The 19879-nt window shown below is 42.6% G+C and carries 20 protein-coding genes, 5 tRNA genes and 1 pseudogene; all 26 read right to left on the reverse strand.

From position 1 onward, the window contains the following. Positions 1–284: 284 nt before the first annotated feature. Positions 285–650, reverse strand: a complete 366-nt coding sequence (gene rplL / locus G8D99_RS14165) for a 50S ribosomal protein L7/L12 (RefSeq protein WP_166326985.1) — start codon at positions 648–650, stop codon at positions 285–287. 48 nt (positions 651–698) lie between these two features. Continuing rightward, positions 699–1205, reverse strand: a complete 507-nt coding sequence (rplJ, locus tag G8D99_RS14170) for a 50S ribosomal protein L10 (protein ID WP_166326987.1) — start codon at positions 1203–1205, stop codon at positions 699–701. 355 nt (positions 1206–1560) lie between these two features. Further along, positions 1561–2256: a 50S ribosomal protein L1 gene (rplA, locus tag G8D99_RS14175; protein ID WP_166326989.1), complete on the reverse strand. Its 696-nt coding sequence runs from the start codon at positions 2254–2256 to the stop codon at positions 1561–1563. A gap of 3 nt (positions 2257–2259) precedes the next feature. Next, positions 2260–2688, reverse strand: coding sequence for a 50S ribosomal protein L11 (gene rplK, locus G8D99_RS14180; RefSeq protein WP_004813566.1), 429 nt, complete (start codon positions 2686–2688; stop codon positions 2260–2262). 117 nt (positions 2689–2805) lie between these two features. Next, complete coding sequence (gene nusG / locus G8D99_RS14185) at positions 2806–3339, reverse strand: transcription termination/antitermination protein NusG (protein WP_166326991.1); 534 nt, start codon at positions 3337–3339, stop codon at positions 2806–2808. A 7-nt stretch (positions 3340–3346) separates the two neighbouring features. Next, positions 3347–3787 (reverse strand): preprotein translocase subunit SecE, encoded by a 441-nt coding sequence (secE, locus tag G8D99_RS14190; RefSeq protein WP_166326993.1) that lies wholly within the window; start codon positions 3785–3787, stop codon positions 3347–3349. 78 nt (positions 3788–3865) lie between these two features. Beyond that, positions 3866–3941 (reverse strand) — tRNA-Trp (locus G8D99_RS14195). Positions 3942–3988: 47 nt separating this feature from the next. Then, the gene (tuf, locus tag G8D99_RS14200; protein WP_166326224.1) at positions 3989–5179 is read right to left on the reverse strand and encodes an elongation factor Tu; all 1191 of its coding nucleotides are present in this window, start codon (positions 5177–5179) and stop codon (positions 3989–3991) included. A 147-nt stretch (positions 5180–5326) separates the two neighbouring features. Then, positions 5327–5401: transfer RNA gene (locus G8D99_RS14205), tRNA-Thr, on the reverse strand. A gap of 23 nt (positions 5402–5424) precedes the next feature. Then, positions 5425–5500 (reverse strand) — tRNA-Gly (locus tag G8D99_RS14210). Between the two features lie 38 nt (positions 5501–5538). Further along, positions 5539–5622, reverse strand: a tRNA-Tyr gene (locus G8D99_RS14215). Between the two features lie 54 nt (positions 5623–5676). Next, a tRNA-Thr gene (locus tag G8D99_RS14220) sits at positions 5677–5752 on the reverse strand. Positions 5753–5850: 98 nt separating this feature from the next. Continuing rightward, the gene (gene trpE / locus G8D99_RS14225) at positions 5851–7344 is read right to left on the reverse strand and encodes an anthranilate synthase component I (protein WP_166326995.1); all 1494 of its coding nucleotides are present in this window, start codon (positions 7342–7344) and stop codon (positions 5851–5853) included. A gap of 135 nt (positions 7345–7479) precedes the next feature. Then, the gene (gph, locus tag G8D99_RS14230; RefSeq protein ID WP_166326997.1) at positions 7480–8148 is read right to left on the reverse strand and encodes a phosphoglycolate phosphatase; all 669 of its coding nucleotides are present in this window, start codon (positions 8146–8148) and stop codon (positions 7480–7482) included. A 102-nt stretch (positions 8149–8250) separates the two neighbouring features. Continuing rightward, the gene (locus tag G8D99_RS14235) at positions 8251–8988 is read right to left on the reverse strand and encodes an FHA domain-containing protein (protein ID WP_166326999.1); all 738 of its coding nucleotides are present in this window, start codon (positions 8986–8988) and stop codon (positions 8251–8253) included. 67 nt (positions 8989–9055) lie between these two features. Further along, positions 9056–11335 (reverse strand): type II secretion system secretin GspD, encoded by a 2280-nt coding sequence (gene gspD, locus G8D99_RS14240; RefSeq protein WP_166327001.1) that lies wholly within the window; start codon positions 11333–11335, stop codon positions 9056–9058. A 41-nt stretch (positions 11336–11376) separates the two neighbouring features. Continuing rightward, a complete protein-coding gene (locus tag G8D99_RS14245; protein WP_166327003.1) occupies positions 11377–12282 on the reverse strand; it encodes a type II secretion system protein N in 906 nt (301 codons plus the stop codon). Next, on the reverse strand, positions 12282–13025 hold the full coding sequence (gspN, locus tag G8D99_RS14250) for a type II secretion system protein N (protein WP_166327005.1): 744 nt from the start codon (positions 13023–13025) through the stop codon (positions 12282–12284). Before gspN ends, G8D99_RS14245 begins: the two co-directional genes overlap by 1 nt. A gap of 167 nt (positions 13026–13192) precedes the next feature. Beyond that, positions 13193–13516 (reverse strand): H-NS histone family protein, encoded by a 324-nt coding sequence (locus G8D99_RS14255; protein WP_166327007.1) that lies wholly within the window; start codon positions 13514–13516, stop codon positions 13193–13195. Positions 13517–13663: 147 nt separating this feature from the next. Next, complete coding sequence (locus G8D99_RS14260) at positions 13664–14095, reverse strand: acyl-CoA thioesterase (RefSeq protein WP_166327009.1); 432 nt, start codon at positions 14093–14095, stop codon at positions 13664–13666. A gap of 8 nt (positions 14096–14103) precedes the next feature. Then, positions 14104–15297: a YfgM family protein gene (locus tag G8D99_RS14265; RefSeq protein ID WP_166327011.1), complete on the reverse strand. Its 1194-nt coding sequence runs from the start codon at positions 15295–15297 to the stop codon at positions 14104–14106. A gap of 4 nt (positions 15298–15301) precedes the next feature. After that, positions 15302–16135, reverse strand: coding sequence for a hypothetical protein (locus G8D99_RS14270; RefSeq protein ID WP_166327013.1), 834 nt, complete (start codon positions 16133–16135; stop codon positions 15302–15304). After that, entirely contained in the window at positions 16132–16914 is a 783-nt protein-coding gene (locus G8D99_RS14275) for a uroporphyrinogen-III synthase (protein ID WP_166327015.1), read from the reverse strand. Before G8D99_RS14275 ends, G8D99_RS14270 begins: the two co-directional genes overlap by 4 nt. A 21-nt stretch (positions 16915–16935) precedes the next feature. Then, on the reverse strand, positions 16936–17856 hold the full coding sequence (hemC, locus tag G8D99_RS14280; RefSeq protein WP_196782911.1) for a hydroxymethylbilane synthase: 921 nt from the start codon (positions 17854–17856) through the stop codon (positions 16936–16938). Positions 17857–17951: 95 nt separating this feature from the next. Continuing rightward, positions 17952–18689 carry a LytR/AlgR family response regulator transcription factor gene (locus G8D99_RS14285; protein WP_166327019.1) on the reverse strand — a complete coding sequence of 246 codons (738 nt, stop codon included), beginning with the start codon at positions 18687–18689 and terminating at the stop codon, positions 17952–17954. Positions 18690–18747: 58 nt separating this feature from the next. Continuing rightward, positions 18748–19876: pseudogene (locus G8D99_RS14290) on the reverse strand (sensor histidine kinase). Positions 19877–19879 lie beyond the last annotated feature (3 nt).

The following is a 19879-nucleotide window of genomic DNA, read 5'->3' on the forward strand; positions in this document are numbered from 1 at the left end:
CTAAACCCGCCTGCAGAACGGGTCTAGAAGGAATTACGCAGGTCGATATGACCACCACTTTGTTCAAATGCTGCAATTTTCAGTGGTATTAAAACGCTTAACAATATTTTTAAACATGGAAAAATATTGGTAAGCATTTGATATCTTACAATTATTATAAAATTTGGTGCTTTTTACACCAAGATAACAAAAATCGAGCCGATAATTGTAACGCAAAAAGGCTGATGACCCAAGAGCCATCAGCCAATTTTTGGGGTCAAATTAAAACCTGACCCCTACAGAAATTACTTAACAGTAACTGTAGCACCAGTTTCTTCAAGTTTTTTCTTAAGTTCTTCAGCTTCTTCTTTAGAAACACCTTCTTTAAGGATTGAAGGAGCGCCTTCAACCATGTCTTTAGCTTCTTTCAAGCCAAGACCAGTGATTTCACGAACTGCTTTAATTACAGCAACTTTGTTCGCGCCGAAAGAAGTCAATTCTACGTTGAATTCTGATTGTTCTTCAGCAGCAGCAGCAGCAGGACCTGCAGCAACAGCTACAGCAGCAGCAGATACGTTGAATTTTTCTTCGAATGCAGAAATAAGTTCTACAAGCTCAAGAACAGTTTTTTCAGCAACAGCGTTTAGGATTTCTTCGTTTGTTAAAGCCATGAGAGTAACTCCAAATGGGTATTGAATGGTGTGAAATTAGTGTTGAGCTTAAGCAGCTTCTGACTCGTTTTTCTCGTTGAGTGCTGTAAGTAAGCGACCCAATTTCGAAATAGGAGCTTGAAGAACGTTTGCAAGCATAGTAAGCGCTTTCTCTTGGTTCGGAAGGTTCGCGATAACGCTAACTTCAGCACCTTGATACACTTTGCCATCAAATGCAGCAGCTTTAAGTTCAAATGCTTTATTAGTTTTAGCAAATTCTTCGAACAAACGAGCAGCAGCGCCCATGTCGTCTTCAGAAGTTGAGAAAGCTAAGATTGTTGGGCCAACAAGGTTGTCGTTCAAGATGCTGAATTGAGTATCTTGAAGAGCGCGTTTAGCCAAAGTATTACGTACAACACGTGTAGCAACACCTAACTTACGAGCTTCAACACGAAGAGCAGTTAATTGCTCAACAGTTAAACCTTGGTAGTCAGCAACAACAGCAGCAAATGCAGTAGAAGCAACTTCAGCTACTTCAGCTACGATCTGTTTTTTGCCTTCGATAAGAAGAGCCATTGTAAAACCTCCTAACGGTGATTTATGTGCTTACGCGAAGCACACTCCCAATTCGTAAATCTATTGCTAGATTTACACGCGGAGGATGAACAAATCACACCACCGCGTCTACTCGGACTGGACTATTAAGAAAGGAACTCCGAAGAACTCCCCTCGCCCGAGGTCTTTGACGCTGATAAACAAATATTTATCAATTCAAAGTTTGCCTGAGGGGCGACTCAGCAAAGCAACGCTTTGCCGACACGCAAGACGGGAAGCTATGCTTCGAGTGAAGCTTACTTTCTATCTTGCGTAAGTTTTAAAGCAGTGCTTTAAAACTTACTCAGGGCTTTAAAATTCTTTTATCGTTTTGCGATTAAGCAGTAACGTTTGCTACATCAATAGTAAGACCAGGACCCATAGTTGAGCTCAAAGTGATCTTTTTGATGTAAACACCTTTAGAAGTCGCAGGTTTTGCTTTCTTAAGGTCAGCAACTAGTGCTTCAACGTTTTGACGAACAGCAGCAGCCTCAAAGCCAACTTGACCGATCGCAGCGTGGATGATACCCGCTTTGTCTACACGGTAACGTGCTTGACCAGCTTTTGCATTTTTAACTGCAGTTGCTACGTCAGGAGTTACAGTACCCACTTTCGGGTTTGGCATTAAGCCACGTGGACCAAGAATCGTACCTAATTTACCAACAACGCGCATTGCATCTGGAGCAGCAATTACTACGTCGAAGTCAAGGTTACCCGCTTGGATGCTTTCAGCAAGATCATCAAAACCAACAACGTCCGCGCCTTCAGCTTTAGCAGCTTCAGCAGCAGCGCCTTGAGCAAACACAGCTACACGTACAGTTTTACCAGTACCTGCAGGAAGTGTAGTCGCGCCACGAACAACTTGGTCAGATTTACGAGGGTCAACACCTAGGTTTACTGAAACATCCAAAGATTCTTTGAATTTAACAGCAGGAAGGCTTGTTAACACTTGTACAGCTTCTTCCAAAGTATAAACTTTGTTTGCTTCTACAGCGGCAGCAATCGCTTTTTGACGTTTAGTTAATTTAGCCATGTCTTAAAGCTCCACTTCCAAGCCCATAGAACGCGCAGAACCAGCAATGGTACGTACACGTGCGTCTAAATCAGCACCAGTTAAATCTGGTTCTTTAGTAGTCGCAATTTCTTCCAATTGAGCACGAGTCAACTTACCAACTTTAGTTTTGTTTGGTACAGCAGAACCCTTTTGGATACCCGCAGCTTTCTTAAGAAGAATCGCAGCAGGAGGAGTTTTCATGATGAATGTGAACGACTTATCGTTGTACACAGTAATCACTACTGGAATTGGAAGACCAGCTTCAAGTTTTTGTGTCGCAGCATTGAATTCTTTACAGAATGCCATGATGTTCACACCACGTTGACCTAGTGCAGGACCAATCGGTGGAGATGGATTTGCTTTACCAGCTGGAACTTGCAGCTTGATATAGCCGTCAATCTTCTTAGCCATTTCAAAATACCTCTGGGTTCAAACGCCGCTAGGCTCCCCAAAAATTCAAGTAACGAAAACCGTTACAACAACAATGCCTGATTTGCATGCAAATCAGGCGTTTTCAACCCACTTAAATTAAATTGATTTTTCGACTTGGCGAAATTCCAATTCAACTTGCGTTGGTCGGTTAAATACATTAATCGTCAATGTTAGACGAGATTTTTCGTACTGAACTTCTTCCACCACACCTTTAAAGTCTGTGAATGGACCGTCAGTAACAAGTAATTCTTCGCCTGGTTCAAACATCGTCTTAGGACGTGGTGCTTCACCAGTATTGCGTACACGTGCAAGAATCGCATCAGCTTCTTTTTGCGTAATTGGCGCAGGTTTTTCAGCCGTACCACCAATAAAGCCGAGTACTTTTGGACATTCTTTAACAATGTGCCAAGTATCGTCATTCATTTCCATTTCAACTAACACATAGCCTGGAAAGAATTTACGCTCTGACTTACGTTTCTTACCATCCTTCATTTCCACAACTTCTTCAGTTGGGACAAGGACTTCACCAAAGCTATCGGCAACAGCGCTACGCTGGATTCGATCATTAAGCGAACGCATCACTTGTTTTTCATAACCTGAATAGGCATGAATAATGTACCAACGTTTCATAGCTCTTTTACCCGATAATAAACTTCATCAACCAACCAATTATATAGTCGAAACACCATAAACTGACTGATGTGACAACAACGACAAGTACAACTTGCCAAGAGGCGGTTACTGTTTCTTGCTTTGTAGGCCAAACAACTCGACGCAGTTCAATGCGTGAATCTTTCAGCAATCGAACAAAGCCTTTGCCTTGATGGGTGGCGTATAATAAACCTAAAGCCACAACGATACAAGCCAAAATTACCCCAACGCGCACCCAGACATTATTCGCCGGCGCCCAATAAGCTGGAAGTTGTTGATTTACCAAGAGTGCACCAGCAAATAATGCTAATGCAATAATCCATAAAACCACGTCCACTGGCGAACCAGTTTTAACGACCTCAGCGGAATTGTTTCTTTGGGGAATTGGCGCTTCGCTTAATGCGTCACGCGATTTATCATTCGACATTTTTGTACTCGTCGTAGGATTCGCGACTTATTATATGACCAGTTTAGCCAGCATCAAGCTTTTTATTAAAAAATAAACTGGCAGGTCAGGAGGGACTCGAACCCCCAACATTCGGTTTTGGAGACCGACGCTCTACCAATTGAACTACTGACCTATATGAAAACCGAGAGTCTAGACTCTCGGTTTGAATTTCTAATTCTATTATGCAGTTACTTTAGCAACAACACCAGCACCAACTGTACGACCACCTTCACGGATCGCAAAACGTAGACCTGGGTCCATTGCGATTGGGTGGATCAATTCTACTGACATTTCAACGTTGTCACCTGGCATAACCATTTCAACGCCTTCTTGCAATTGGATTGCACCAGTTACGTCAGTTGTACGGAAGTAGAACTGTGGACGGTAACCGTTAAGGAATGGAGTATGACGACCACCTTCTTCTTTAGAAAGTACGTATACTTCTGCGTCGAATTTAGTATGCGGTTTGATCGCACCTGGTTTAGTCAATACTTGACCACGTTGAACGTCTTCACGTTTAGTACCACGTAGAAGAACACCACAGTTCTCGCCTGCACGACCTTCGTCAAGCAATTTACGGAACATTTCAACGCCAGTTACTGTAGTTTTAACTGTGTCTTTGATACCAACGATTTCAACTTCTTCGCCTACTTTCACGATACCCGATTCAACACGGCCAGTTACTACTGTACCACGACCAGAAATAGAGAATACGTCTTCGATTGGCATCAAGAATGCTTTATCGATTGCACGTTCTGGTTCTGGGATGTAAGAGTCAAGAGCAGCAACCAATTCAATTACAGCTGATTCGCCATATTGACCGTCGTTACCATTTAACGCTTGAAGCGCTGAACCACGGATGATTGGAGTATCATCACCTGGGAAGTCATAAGTAGAAAGAAGTTCACGAACTTCCATTTCTACCAATTCAAGAAGCTCTTCATCATCAACAAGGTCACACTTGTTAAGGAATACAAGGATGTATGGTACACCTACTTGGCGAGAAAGAAGGATGTGTTCACGTGTTTGTGGCATTGGACCATCAGTCGCAGCACATACAAGGATCGCACCGTCCATTTGCGCAGCACCAGTAATCATGTTTTTAACATAATCGGCGTGACCTGGGCAGTCTACGTGCGCGTAGTGACGAGTTGGAGAATCGTATTCTACGTGTGAAGTATTAATGGTAATACCACGTGCTTTTTCTTCTGGTGCAGAGTCAATTGCTGCGTAATCTTTCGCTTCACCGCCGTAAGTTTTTGCACAAATCGTTGCAATTGCAGCAGTTAAAGTAGTTTTACCATGGTCGACGTGACCAATTGTGCCCACGTTAACGTGTGGTTTATTACGTTCGAACTTAGCCTTAGCCATGAGATTCTCCTCGTTTACGTCGACACAATTCTAAGATTGCTTAGTATCGACTCATTGCTTAAAAATTAAGCACCCTTAAATACTTGAAAAGCAGACTAAAAAGCCTGCTTCTTTAAAACTGTGTGATCTAGTCACTAAACTGTATACTGGAGCTCTTATCGAGATTTGAACTCGAGACCTCTCCCTTACCAAGGGAGTGCTCTACCACTGAGCTATAAGAGCAAATATTAATTCTTCAAACTAAATGGAGCGGGAGACGAGGGTCGAACTCGCGACATGCAGCTTGGAAGGCTGCCGCTCTACCAACTGAGCTACTCCCGCACGATGTTGGTACATCCACTTCTTGAAGTCTTAAAAATTGGTGGTGAGGGAAGGATTCGAACCTTCGAAACTTTCGTAGCGGAGTTACAGTCCGCCCCCTTTGACCGCTCGGGAACCTCACCATTTTTACACTTACATCAGTGTCATTCTCTTACTTAACCACTCCAACTCTAAGATGGTGCCGGCACACGGATTCGAACTGTGGACCTACTGATTACAAGTCAGTTGCTCTACCAACTGAGCTATGCCGGCGTTTCTTAGTGTTTCGTACGTTTCGTATCGGAACGGTGTGCAGTTTAGCAAAACTTAGAATCCGTGCAAGTGTTTTTTTCAAAAAAAACGTGAAAAACTCATAAAATCAATCCATTTGATGATAATTCAACCGCTTTGATCACTGCGCGAGCTTTTATTTGGGTTTCATTCCATTCAGATTCAGGATTTGAGTCATAAACCAAGCCTGCACCCGCCTGAACATAGACCTTATTTTCACGAATCACACAGGTTCGAATCGCAATCGACATGTCCATTTCACCATGCCAGCCTAAATAACCCACAGCGCCACCAAAAATGCCACGTTTTACCGGCTCAACTTCGTCAATAATTTCCATGGCACGAATTTTTGGTGCACCAGAAAGTGTTCCAGCAGGGAATGTTGCTTTAAAAACATCCAAAGCATCCACATCATCTAAAACTTCACCCTGCACATTCGAGACAATATGCATCACATGCGAATAACGTTCGATCACCATTCGATCAGTCACTTGTACTTTGCCAATTTTTGAGACACGACCGACATCGTTTCGGCCCAAATCGATCAGCATCAGATGCTCCGCAATCTCTTTTTCATCAGAAAGCAAATCTTTTTCAAGCGCTAAGTCTTCTTCTTTGGTTTTACCACGTGGTCGTGTCCCTGCAAGTGGACGTACCGTGGCAATGCCATTTTCTAAACGAGATAGAATTTCCGGTGAAGAACCGACGATATGGAACGGCGTACCATCTCCTAGAGTCTTACCCTGTACCAAGAATAGATACGGTGATGGATTGAGATGACGTAAAGCACGGTAAACCTGTAAAGGATCCCCATCAAAGTCAGAGACCATACGATGACCGGGAACCACCTGCATGACATCCCCTGCGCGGATGTATTCTTTGACCGTTTCAATCGATTCAAGGAATTTGTCTTTACCGGTTAAAGATTCAAACTTCGGTGCAGTATGTTTCTTGGCTTGCAAGCTGACAGGAGTTGCCAATAAGGCTTCGATGGCATCTAACTGTGCCTGTGCTTTGGCATAGGCATCTGTGTCTTGCGTATCGGCATGCACAATAATGAATAACGTGTCTTTTAAGTTGTCGAACACGATCACGGTTTTAGATAGCATGAGCCATAGATCAGGCAAACCGACCGGATCGGCTTGCGGAACATTTTTAAGGCGTGGTTCGATATATCGAACTGAGTCATAACCCAAGTAACCCACCAGCCCACCAGTGAAGCTTGGCAAATCAGGCAGCTCTTGCTTAGATGGCACTTTAAATTGCGCTTGGAAATCTCGAATGTATTGGAATGGATCGTGACAAGCTTGGGTCGTAACTTGACCATGAACATCTTGAATGGTCAGTTGCCCTGCATTACATGAAAATACTGTAGATTCGCCTAAACCAATAATGGAGTAGCGTGCCCAATTCTCTCCACCCTCTACAGATTCAAACAAATAGGCTTGTTCATGTGCTTTTAAGCGTGCAAAGACGGATAGCGGCGTATCAGTATCTGCCAAACGTTGGCGATACACTGGAATCAGATTATAGCCTTGAGATTGTAATTGTTGAAATTGACTTTGCGTTGTCATGAGGAATTCTCTTCTGTTTTCGATTAACTAAGTTTTAAACATGCTGTATTCACTTAGTGTCGCCATCGAAAAACGCATTTAATGTTCATCCCTCTTCCTTTCATCAACGTTTTATATCTATATTTTTAAAACATATTAATTCAGCAATTCACATAAATCATCAACCACTTGCTGCGGCTGACACAACTGAATGTCTTCGCCATGATTATAGCCATAGCTAACCACAATACAATCGATACCGGCACGGCGTGCAGCTTCGACATCGTTACTTGAATCACCCACCATGAGCGTCTGTGAAAGGCTTGAATCAAATGCCTCTACGCAGTGCAACAATGGTTTTGGGTCAGGCTTACGCACTTCAAAGCGATCTCCACCCACCACATCGGCAAAATAATGACTCATGTTGAGGATATCTAAAATTTTACGTGCAGGCAGTTCAGGCTTATTGGTGACGCAGATTAATGTTTTAGCTTGTGCCTTTGCCCAATCTAAAAATGGTAAAACGCCAGCAAAAGGCTGCGTATCAACACAAGGGTCGGCATTATAGATTTCAAGAAAAGTATTAAGCAGCAATTGATGTTGCTTGGGATCAACCTGTCCTGTGAGATGTTTTAGAACGCTTTGACAGAACAATGAGGTTCCCTTACCAATCCAAACCCGCACTTGTTGCTCGCTCACTAAGGGCAACTCAAGCACGTTCAAACTCATATTCATCGCACGATACAAATCAGAAGCGGAGTCGACCAAAGTGCCATCTAAGTCAAATAAGATCAGATTGCGTTGTGCTAACTTTGCAACATTCATGTGGGATCCTTTTTATTTCATCAGTCTAAAATGCAAAAGTGCTGTGCATAAATACAAAAGGCATGCGATTGCATGCCTTGATTTGTGAAAATCCATCAAAGCTTATTTAAAAATCAGCCAAGCGATAATCGCAATAATGATCAATGCAATCAGTGACATTAAACCAACTGTGGCATTTTTTTGCTCTTCGACTTTTTGCTCAACAATCGACACCGGTTTTTCCACTGGAATCGGCGCAGGTTCAGGTTTGACTGAACTTAAATCTGTACCTTCTGGAATTGGTGCAGGTTTAGGAATTCCAACATTTTGTGGCATTCCTTCACGACTGAGTTGCACGCTGGCATCACGCTGTTTTAAATCTGGCATACCTTGATCATTCATTTGCTGTGCCGGAGTTTTATCTACAGGCGCAGCTTGTGCTGTTTCAGATGCCGCAATCGCTTCAGAAGGTTGTTGAATGCTGTCTTCAATAGCAGGCGTAGTAGACGCAACAACTGGCGCTTCTTGCTCAACAACCATTGGTGCTGCAGGCTCTGCTGTCACGTCAACTGCAGGGGCTAAAACTGAAAATTTATGACTGGCAAATTGGACAATATCGCCATCTTTAAGCAAAGTTTCATGCTCAATCCGTGCGTCATTGACGAATGTGCCATTGGAAGATTTCAAATCTTGCACATATAAAGCATCTTCTTTGACCAAGAATGCTGCATGACGACGTGATACATCGGCTGATTGCAACAACAGATCGGCATCTTGATGACGCCCAATCAACATGTCACGCTCAACACTCACTTCTTTGCCCGTAAACTCACCGGTAATGGCTTCTAATTTCCAAGTCATGATGATCTACTCATTTTAAATTTCAAAATATCTTAACATGTTGAACTCAAATTTCGATGTTCGTCTATTAAGGCGTCGGTCGTACGGTTGTGGTGGTCACGGTATTTTTGGTTTTTTCCACCACAGGATTCGGCACCACCACCGTTTTCGGCAAAATCACCGGCTCAATCGCAACAGGCGTGGTGACGACATTTGACGACTGAATCGTGCCACCTGATGGCACTTGTTGATACAACGTCGGTTCAGCAGGCTTGGCAGTGTTAGACACAGGCAAACGTTGTTGGAATACATCTTCCACCTGATCAGGCAATTTGGCAAAAGAACCATCTTTATCCATCGCCAACTGTAGGCTGTACAAACGATCATAACGCTGTTGAGCAATACGGCGAACGTCCGCGCTATCACCAATAATGGTCGGATGGATAAATACCAATAAATTGCGTTTTTCACCTGATTTATTGTCCGCTCTAAACAAGCGCCCAATACCGGGAATCGAACCAAGACCCGGTACAGACTGTTTAGAGTGGATACTGTTGTCTGAAATCAAGCCACCCAATACTACGGTTTGACCATGCTCCGCCAACACCGAAGTTTTGATGGCACGTTTACTGGTCACCAAATCGGACGCCTGACCTTTATCTTGTACCGCAGACACTTCTTGTTCCACTTCTAAGCGAACCGTCCCTCCCTCACCAACGTGTGGAATGACCTTTAGCGTTACACCGACGTCTTTACGTTCCACTGAGGTATAAGGATTGATATTACCGCCAGTGGTCGCAACCGAACCCGTCACAAAAGGCACGTTTTGACCGACCACAATATAGGCTTCTTCATTGTCCAAGGTCACAATAGACGGCGTAGAAAGCAGATTTGATTTGGTGTTGGATTTCAAGGCTTGGATTAAAGCGCCATAGAGCTTACGGGAACCATTGGCACCTTCTTTATAATCACCCAAGACCACAGAAGTGCCTACCCCGTTTTTACTGCCTGCCAAAGCCGCGCCTAAACCAACCTTACCACCGCTTAGATAGCCTGCGGCTAAGTCAGCAATCCCCGCACCCACATTGGAGAAATTCACTAAGCCAATCCCACTGGAAATATCCCCTAAGGCCCACTGCACGCCGAGTTGATCGGCATCATCACCTGCGACTTCAATAATGGCCGCTTCAATCAGCACCTGTTCACGGCGCATATCGAGCTGTTGAATCGCCGATTCAATCTCGCGCATCAGTTGAGGCTCTGCTTTCACCACCAAAGCATTTTGCGAATTATCTGCAATAATACTGACACCTTTGGCATTAAAACTGGTGACGTCATTTTTATTGTTATTGGATGAGCCAGCTAAGTTGATCGAAGGTGTGGAAATCGAAGAACTGTTTGAATTGCTATTGGATGAATTATTATTCAATGTGTTGTTCAAATTGCTGCTTGAACTTGAGTTTGATGAACTGGTATCGGAACTCGAATTAACCGCTTGACCCGTGACCAAACCTTGTAAAATTTCCGACAAACTTTTGGCACTAGCATATTTCAGCTTAAAGACTTTTAACCCACCCAAACGATCTGCTGATGGTACATCGAGCATCTCCACCATTTGGCGAATACGCTTACGGGTACCGGGGTCGCCTTTAATCAAAATACGATTGGTTCGTGCATCGGCAATAATGCGAACTCGTGAACCCGACACATCTTTAGAGGCACCTGTCGAAGACATCGATTCCAATAAGGCAATTATCTCTTCCGCCTGACTCGATTGTAAGCTCACCGCTTCAATGTCATTTTGCCCGGTGCCATCTAAGTTACGAATCAAGGTTTCAAGTTGATAAATATTGCTGGCACGATCTGATACGATCAGTGCATTGGTGCCTTGGATTGCCGCTAAATGTGCAAATTGCGGCATGAGAGGACGTAAAGCCGGAATTAAATCATTGGGATTGGTATTTTCCAACCAAATCACCCGTGTAACGACTTGATCACCTCGCGCATTGCGACTTGGATCATAAGGCACACCTGAATTTTTAACATTGCTGTCTGGCACCAAGCGAATGGTATTGCCTGATGGAATCGCCACCACGCCATTGACATTTAACACGCCTAAAAACAGGTCATAGACTTCAGCTTTGTTTAAGGCTTTATTCGAAATGACGGTAACATTGCCACGTACCCGTGGATCAACCGCAAAATTTTTGCCAGTAATATCCGCCACTTCGTTAATAAACGCAGTCAGATCGGCATCACGTAAATTAATTTTCCAAGTTTGCGCTTGAACCGATGTGCTCATGACCGCCAATACCGGTGCTGCTGCAACCCAAGCCCAAACTGAACGGTGATGATTCAAAAAATCCATGATTTATTATCTATCCTAATGCTGTTCGTAATGTGTCACACTTACAAATCTTGTTGGAAGGTCATCACTTGATCACCTCGTTTGACCTCAATTCTGACTTTGCCTTCTCGCTTAGCTTGTTCTAACAGTTGTGCCTCGGTTTGTCCTTGACCCACAGTTTGCCCATTTAAAGAAAGAATGCGATCTCCAGACTTTAAGCCCAGTTTATTTTTGAGTGCTGCAGGGGTTTGATCCGTAATTTCATACCCTTGCCCCCCTGAGGCATTCACCCCCATATTTTTTAAATATTGCTCTCGATTCTCTTGAATTTGATCGATGGCTTGTCCCAATGCACGTTGGGTTGGATTCATCCCTGTCGTGGAATTAGTGTTCGCCGTATTAGCTTGTGCATTGCTAGTACCATTTGATCCAGCACTATTTGATGTAGAAGCATTGCTATTTTGCGCTGCATCGGGTCCTAATGGCTGATACAGGTTTTCTAGCCCTGAAAATTCAAGCACTTTCTGCTCACCATTGTTTTGACGCAGAATCACTTTATCCCAATACACTTCCGCCAATTGATAGCCGGTATTGTCCAGTGTTTCACCGACCAAATATCGATCAGCAACATCATTGACTTTAATCACCGCAGAAGAATTATAACTTGGGGAAGCAACCACCACCCCTTGCAGTTGTAGCACTACATTTGATTCAGCCGCCTGTGCGGTAGACCCCACTTCTTGAAACAAGGCAAAATTGGAAATATTCGGGACTGAGGGCTGCTGTGAGCCTAAACTGACCTGTTCGGGCTGAATCGCTTGTGGTGGTGCCATGATCCACCAAAACAGCGCTGCCAAGGTCCAACACAACATCAAAATCAGAACCGCTAAAACAATCGGGGCAATACGATCTGCTTTACCCTGAGCCAAGCTTTGTACTTGATCTTTTACACGCTGTAAGCCTTGCATCAGAACGCCCCACTAAACAGCGGTTGTCTAGAGCTGATCACATAAGTATCAAGCCCTGCCTTACCGGTATACGAAGCGGTGTTTTGCAATAAACGCTGTGTCAGCTGCACATCGAGCATCAGGCTCGGATCAAGATTCAAATTGGCAATTTTTTGATTGCGCTGATCTTGGATATCGAGGTTGAGTTTGCCATTTTCATCTTTGATTTGACCCAGTAAGGACGGAATGTCCATACGGTCTTGGCGCTGTGCAAATGTATAAATTAAAGCCCCACCACCCCACTGCATTTTACCGTCTGCTTTGGAGAAGCCTTGTTCAGGTTGGAATTTAAATTCCAGATCGGAGAGTTGCACGTTATTGCTTGGCCATTGCCAATTCACCACATTTTTTAAAGTATCGGCAGCCACTTGCCCGCTCATATTTTTGATGGTGATGGTTTTACCCAAGCCATAACCGACAATGCCTTGCATTTGGGTCTGACCACTATGCAGCTCAATATCAGCCCCTAAACGCATTAAAATCAGGTCTAAGGGGCGGGTCTTCCATACCACCGAACCGCTTAAATGGCCTTTTTGCCAATCCGCCTGTCCTTTCCAAACATTGCCACTGACATTTTTGAACATCTGATTATTCTTATAAAATTTAGACATTAACCAAGATGCAGGCACCTGCAACAATACAAAAATAACAAAAGCAACCCCGGCAAATCCCCACCAAGCCGTTTGCTTTGATTTTATATCCATGCTGTCGCTACCCACATTTTTATCATTTATATATCCGTGCGAAAAATCATCGCTTATCCCATGACATTATGCATATATTTAAGCATTCTCCAATTCACAGACATAAAAAAACCAAGCAAAAATGCTTGGTTTCTCAATTAAAACAAATTTAATCGCATTTTAAATGCTTAGATTAAGAAATCTTCTAATTTTGCGCCTTTTTCAAGCTGAGCCACCAACCAACGCGGTTGTTTACCACGACCCGTCCAAGTCTCATCTTTATTATCTTTGTTACGATAGCGAGGTTCAACCGATTTACGGGTGGTTTTTTTACGTTTATGCGAACCGTATTCAATAAATTGCTCTAAAGTTAAACCCGCAGATTCAGCAATTTTAAGAATTTGATTATAAGCATCTTCAATCGCTTGGTCTTTTTTAGATTCAATTAAAGCTTCCGCTTCAGCGGTTAACTTTCTTAACTCTTCAACCGACAGATTACTAATGTCTGGCATGACATACTCCAAAATATTTAAAAATAATAATTATTAGAAATTTGATTCACAATAACTGCGAGATAATCATATTTTTATTTTGTTTATTTAGCAATCTCAGTTTTGCTTAATATACACAAATAAACATAATTATTTAAATCATCATGATTAAAACAGCAGATTATGCACTTTATTTTCAAGATGAATAATATCGCTTCGGGTTAATGCGGGAATTTGGGTTTTGGTCATTTTGATTTTATCAACAAAAACCACAACGGCTTCCCCTGTTGCCACCACTTGCTGTTGCGATTCACTATATAAGCTATATTCCATACGCATGGCTGAATTACGCAATTCAACCACTTTTGATCCAATCCATAAGGTATCAGGGAAAAAGATCGGCTTAATATATTTGCACTGACTCGATGCCACCACGGTATTGACGTCTAAATCAAATATATTCAGTTGATTAAAATATTCAATACGCGCGCTTTCCATATAACGATAGTACATGACGTTATTGACATGACCAAAAGCGTCCATATCTCCCCACGCCACACTTTGTTTATAAATGACCGGGTATTGTTTTAAATCATCCATGCTTTGACTCATATTTTAAGGTGGATAAAATCGGCGTCTTTTTCAAATACAGAATTTAACTGCTGAATCAGTACTTCATCGCCATGAAAGGTCGATTTAATTCGCAGATAATTCATTAAGATATTATCAGGATATAATAATAGAAGCTGTTTTGCGGCTTGCTCACGCTGTGTTGACATATACACATGCCACAGTGCAAAAGCAAAAATCGGCATACTTGGGTATTTATTTTCCAAGGTATTAATCTGCTGTTCCACCACAGCATAATCAGGATTTTGTTTTAACAGTTGTTGTTGAAACCACAAATAAAATACATCTTGATCAAAACGTTCATTCAATAGTTCAAGTGCCAATAGGCCGTGTTGTTCTGCCATTTCTGGAATACGCGATAATAATTTTAGCCACAGCACTTTGGTTTCAAAAGATAAGCTTTGAATCTGCTGTTGCTGCTGCTGATAACGATCAATCACCCGTTGAATATCATCAGTCGAGGCTTGCTCAAACTGTAGCAACAGTTGGGTTAACCAATTTTGTTTAGTATCTGCTTGTAAATGACCATAATGGGTTGATTTCAAATACAGCCAAGGAAATTGTGTGGCAAACTGTCCCCATAATGTAATTAATCTTTGCTTATAACTCGGTTCAAGTGCATTCAACCAAGGCGACAAAGCATGACCACTAAGAAACTCTAAATGGGTTAAGGCTTGCTCTCCATCTTGCTGCGCCAAATAAATTTCCACCCGCTGAATTTCAGCCAGCTCAAATGCATCGGCAGGGCTTTTTTCCAATACCTTGAGTGCATCGTTGTACAAGCCTTGTTGGACCAACACTCTCGATTGCATGACTTGTTGTAACAAGCCAGAGTGTGCATAGGAGGGCTGTAAGTATTCTGCTTGTTGACTCTTTCCGCCCAACAACCACAGTACCCCGAGCTGTTCATAACTATGCAATTCGCTGAAATTGACCACGTGTTGAATTTTACGTTTTTCCCGATTCACATAGCGCTTTAACCACATCCATGCGATTTGAAATACCAACCCCACCAGCAGTGCACCCAAAACCAAAAACCACATATTGGTTTGAATTTGAATACCATGCCAAAGCACATACACATACCCACTGCCTGCTCCATAGCTGAGGACACTCAGCAGTGCAATCAAAATCAACGCAATAAAGCTATACACCAACACAATATGCTTCATCGACTTACTCCAAAATCGCTGAACTGCTCAGCTTTGGAATCGGGTTCAGTTGTTTCTGTTTCACTTGCACAATGGTCTGACGGAGCTTTTGGCTATAGGCATCAGGCAAGCTTTGCAGTTCAATATCAATCAAATTCAACATTGATTGATACGCGACAAAATCACCCCGCAATAAAGCTTGTTGGGACAACAACACACGCAATTGCACTTCTTTCAGAATCAATCTCCGGTTCACTAAACTTGAATCGGTCTGATCCACCACATCAATTTTGAACCATTTTTGCCAAAAATGCGTTTGCTCAGGCGCACCGACATTTAATTGCATTTGGCTCTTTTGATTTATTAAGCTTTGATCGACTTGTTCCAACACATTATTCAGTTGCGACAAATGTGCAGTACGCTCAGTGACATAGTGTTGAATCATCTGTTTGTCTTTTGAAACCGCTTGATGCAGTCCCTGTCTTAAAGTATCCGCCAAATCATACTGCTCAATATCCAGATCAAGCTGATTCAGTTGATCCACAGCATAGACAAATTGCTGTTGCTCTAAGGCAAATTGAACCAAGGCGATTTTCTGTTTGATTAATACCGTGGGCTGAATCCCGACAACTTTCTCAGGTACGGCTTGAGTAAGGGCAGTTGTATTGACGGGTAATGATTTATTGGATTGACGCTGCGCTGCGACCAACTGATCATTTAAATTGGCAATGCTTTGTTCACTTTTATGAAGTTCATCTTGTATAGCTGTCAGCTGAGCTGAAAATATATAGCTGTCATAACTGAGTTTGACCAGCCAAATCAGTCCAAGCACTGCCAATACATATAGAATCTTCTTCATACTTCCCTTTTTAATTGTTCAAGCTTGTGCAACACCACATCGGGTTTAAGCTGATGTAAACAGCTCACCTTGAAAGCTAAATTTAAACTTTTTTGATCCTGCTTCAGCAATTGCTCTAAACGCTCACCCAAGACCCAATAATGACAAGCTGCAATGACAGTCTCATGTCCTGAGAGGAGTGTCAGCCAATTTCTCCAGCTGGCTTCACTACTGATACAGACCACATAAGGCGGTCGATGCTGATTGAGCGCTTGCAGGAGTTGCGGAAGCTGTTGAACACTACTTATTGGACAATAGCGTTCATACAACACCACATTCAAAATTTCGATGCCACGCTGTTGACACTGTTGCATCATAAACTGTCGACCACCTTCACCGCGCCAAAAGGCAATGGTCTGCAAATTTTGTAGCTGGTCAAAAATAGGTAAATTCAGCATCCCCTCAGAGCTTTCCACTTCAGGTATGAGGCTAATAAGCCCATATTCACTTAAGGCATGCGCTGTGGTCTGCCCGACTGCAATCCATTGAATATGCTGAAGCTGATCGAGGGTGATGCCAGTTTCAGCCAAATAACGCATCCCGACTTCAACCGCTTTAGGACTGACCACCACAATCACTTGTGCAGACACCAATGACTGAAATAAGCTGATGAGTTCCGCATCTAAAGCCTTATCACGCAAAGCTAAAACAGGCAAATCGATCACAGCATAATTGGCTTGCAACAAGCATTGGGTTAAAGCTTGGGCACGCTCAGGGGGACGTGTATTGATAAAAAGCATCGAAAATGAATATCAGAAAACTTATTGATATAAAGCTTTCAGTAAATCACCTGCGCCTTGATCAAGCAGGGCTTTGGCAAGTTCTACACCCAACTGTTCCGCTTGCTCAGGCTGACCTGTCACCACGGCACGAAGTAAGGTTGAACCATCAACACTGCCCACTCGCCCTTCTAGGTTCACTTGATTATTTTCAAGTGTCGCAAAACCTGCGATTGGTACTTGGCAACCGCCTTCCAAATACGCATTAAAAGCACGTTCAGCACGGACACAGGCATTAGTTTCCGCATGCATTAAAGGCAAGATCAAATCTAAAACATCTTGGTCTTGGCTTCGACACTCTAAGCCTAAGGCACCTTGACCCACCGCAGGTAAACTGACTTCAGGCGCAAGCGTATGACGAATACGTGCTTCTAAGCCTAAACGTTTTAGACCTGCACTCGCCAAAATAATCGCATCATATTGACCAGCATCGAGTTTAGACAAACGTGTCCCGACATTACCACGCAAATCAATCACGTCTAAATCCGGGCGTTGTTTTAAAATTTGACTTTTACGACGTAAGCTTGATGTGCCGAGTTTTGCACCTTGGGGTAAATCTTCAAAACGTGCATAAGTGTTTGAGACAAAGGCATCAAAGGGATCTTCACGTTCACAAATCACCGCAAGCTCTAAGCCTTCTGGCAGTTGCATCGGTACATCTTTCATTGAATGTACCGCTAAATCTGCACGACCATCGAGTAAAGCAGCTTCAAGCTCCTTCACAAACAAACCTTTACCGCCGATTTTGGCCAATGGCGTATCTAAAATCTTGTCGCCTTGGGTCACAAAAGTCACCAATTCAACTTGAAGACCTGCGTGTAAAGTTTCAAGACGCTCGCGAATATGCTCTGCTTGCCAGAGTGCAAGTGGGCTTTGACGGGTTGCGATTTTTAAGGTTTTGATCATTTCAGCACTGCCAAACTTTAAACATCCTAAACTTACCCTGCTCGACTAAAAAAGCAAGTAAATTATTTCATCGCCTTAATACTGTATATGTATTAGAAGTTTTGCATTCGCTCACGCAGCATAGGTAAATGACGACGACTCACGGCCAATTTTTCTTCAAGTTCACGGCAACGGACTTGATATTGCCCCGATGCGACCAGCTCTAATCCATCAAGATAATCCAAAGAAATAAGAGCATTACGATGAATTCGAATAAATTTATTGGCAAACTCTTGCTCTAAATCTTTCAAGGTTTCATCGATGAGGACACTGCCATTTTTATGTCTGACCGTGACGTACTTCTGATCCGCCAAAAAATAATAAATATTTTCGATTGGAATCAGCTCAATCCCGCGATAGGTCTTTGCAGCAATTTGCTGTCTTTGTGCTTGTTTTTCCATATTTTCTTTTTGTTCTAGTTGTGACACTTGTGCTTGTGTCAGTTTGGTTAAGTTATCCAACACTTCTTGTAATTCTGCTTTTGCGATCGGCTTAAGTAAATAACCTTTGGCTTGAGACTGTATCGCGGTTAATGCGTGCTCATCATAAGCAGTGCAAAACACCACCGCTGGCATCGGATTCAGCGCACTCAAATGCTGCGCACAAATCAAACCGTCCATTTCAGGCATTTTAATATCGAGCAACACCACATCGGGTTCATATTGCTGCACATAATCAATCGCCTCTATTCCATGCTGTGCCGTCGCGACAACCTGATGCCCCAATTGTGTGACCATGCGAGATAAACGTTCAACCGCTAGGGGTTCGTCATCACAAATTAGGATGTCCATTGTTCCTCCTTGATTTAGGCTAACGGTCGTTATTTTAATAAAGCTTAACTCAATTGTTCTATTTATACTGATACTGAATTACGGTGGTGAAAATTCCATTTCCTCCATGCGTCCTAAACAGAACGCCATAACCAAAATGTGCCTTGAGTCGTTGCTTCACGTTCTCTAGGGCAATGCCGTTGCTTTGTCTCGCTGATATTCTATCTGCAATAAAAGGGTTAGTAATGACTATAGTGACTTGATTTTGCAATATTTCAACCAGTATTCCTATCTTAGCATTGATCATTTTTTTCTCAACCCCATGAAAAATACTGTTTTCAATCAAAGGTTGTAAGGTCAAAATCGGAATCGAAACCTGTTGAATCAATTCAGGTTGTTGAATGTTCCATTCCACCTCTAAACGCTCGCCTAAGCGTAGTTTTTCAATGGCTAAATAATACTGACATAAGGCGATTTCTTCTTTCAAACTGACCAATTTTAGCTCTTGAAAACTGGCTCTAAACAGCCTTGAAAGATCGATCAACATTTGTTCAGCCTTATCTGGATCTGTACCAATCAGACTGACCACACTGTTTAAACTATTGAATAAAAAATGCGGATGAATCCGTGCTTGCAACGCTTGAATTTTTGCATTCAATTCGCTGTTTTGTTGCTTTAACCATTCATCTCGCACATAAATATAGCGAAAGCAAAATGCACCCAATAACACCCCATAACTACAGTGTAAAACCAAGCCTTGGAATAAAATTTCCTGCGATAAATTTTGTAAGGAAAAATTACTTCCCCAGTAAAACAGCAAATTCAGCACCGTAGTGGTGACCAAGATGATCATTTGCAATAAACAAAAGCCCATGATCGAGGCGAATACAGGACTGGCTTTATTCCACAGTCCTTTAAATTGCTCAATGATGGCGATGAAAGCCAGTACCACCCAATTAATATAGAGAATCGATTGAATCACATGACTCAAATTCAAATTCGACCACGACTGCGCTTCAGCGAGGGACAACAACAATGCCAATACAATGCTGGCAATAAACAGCTCAACAAAATATTGCCACTGCCCCATTCGAGTAAAAAAATTTGAATGCATAAAATCCTTTTGATTTTTCAATCAGAATCATTGTGCGAGGCTTCGGCAAGTGAAGCTGAATTTGCTATACTCATGCCAAATGACTGCTTTTAATTTT

Source organism: Acinetobacter lanii (assembly GCF_011578285.1).
GTDB classification, from domain to species: domain Bacteria; phylum Pseudomonadota; class Gammaproteobacteria; order Pseudomonadales; family Moraxellaceae; genus Acinetobacter; species Acinetobacter lanii.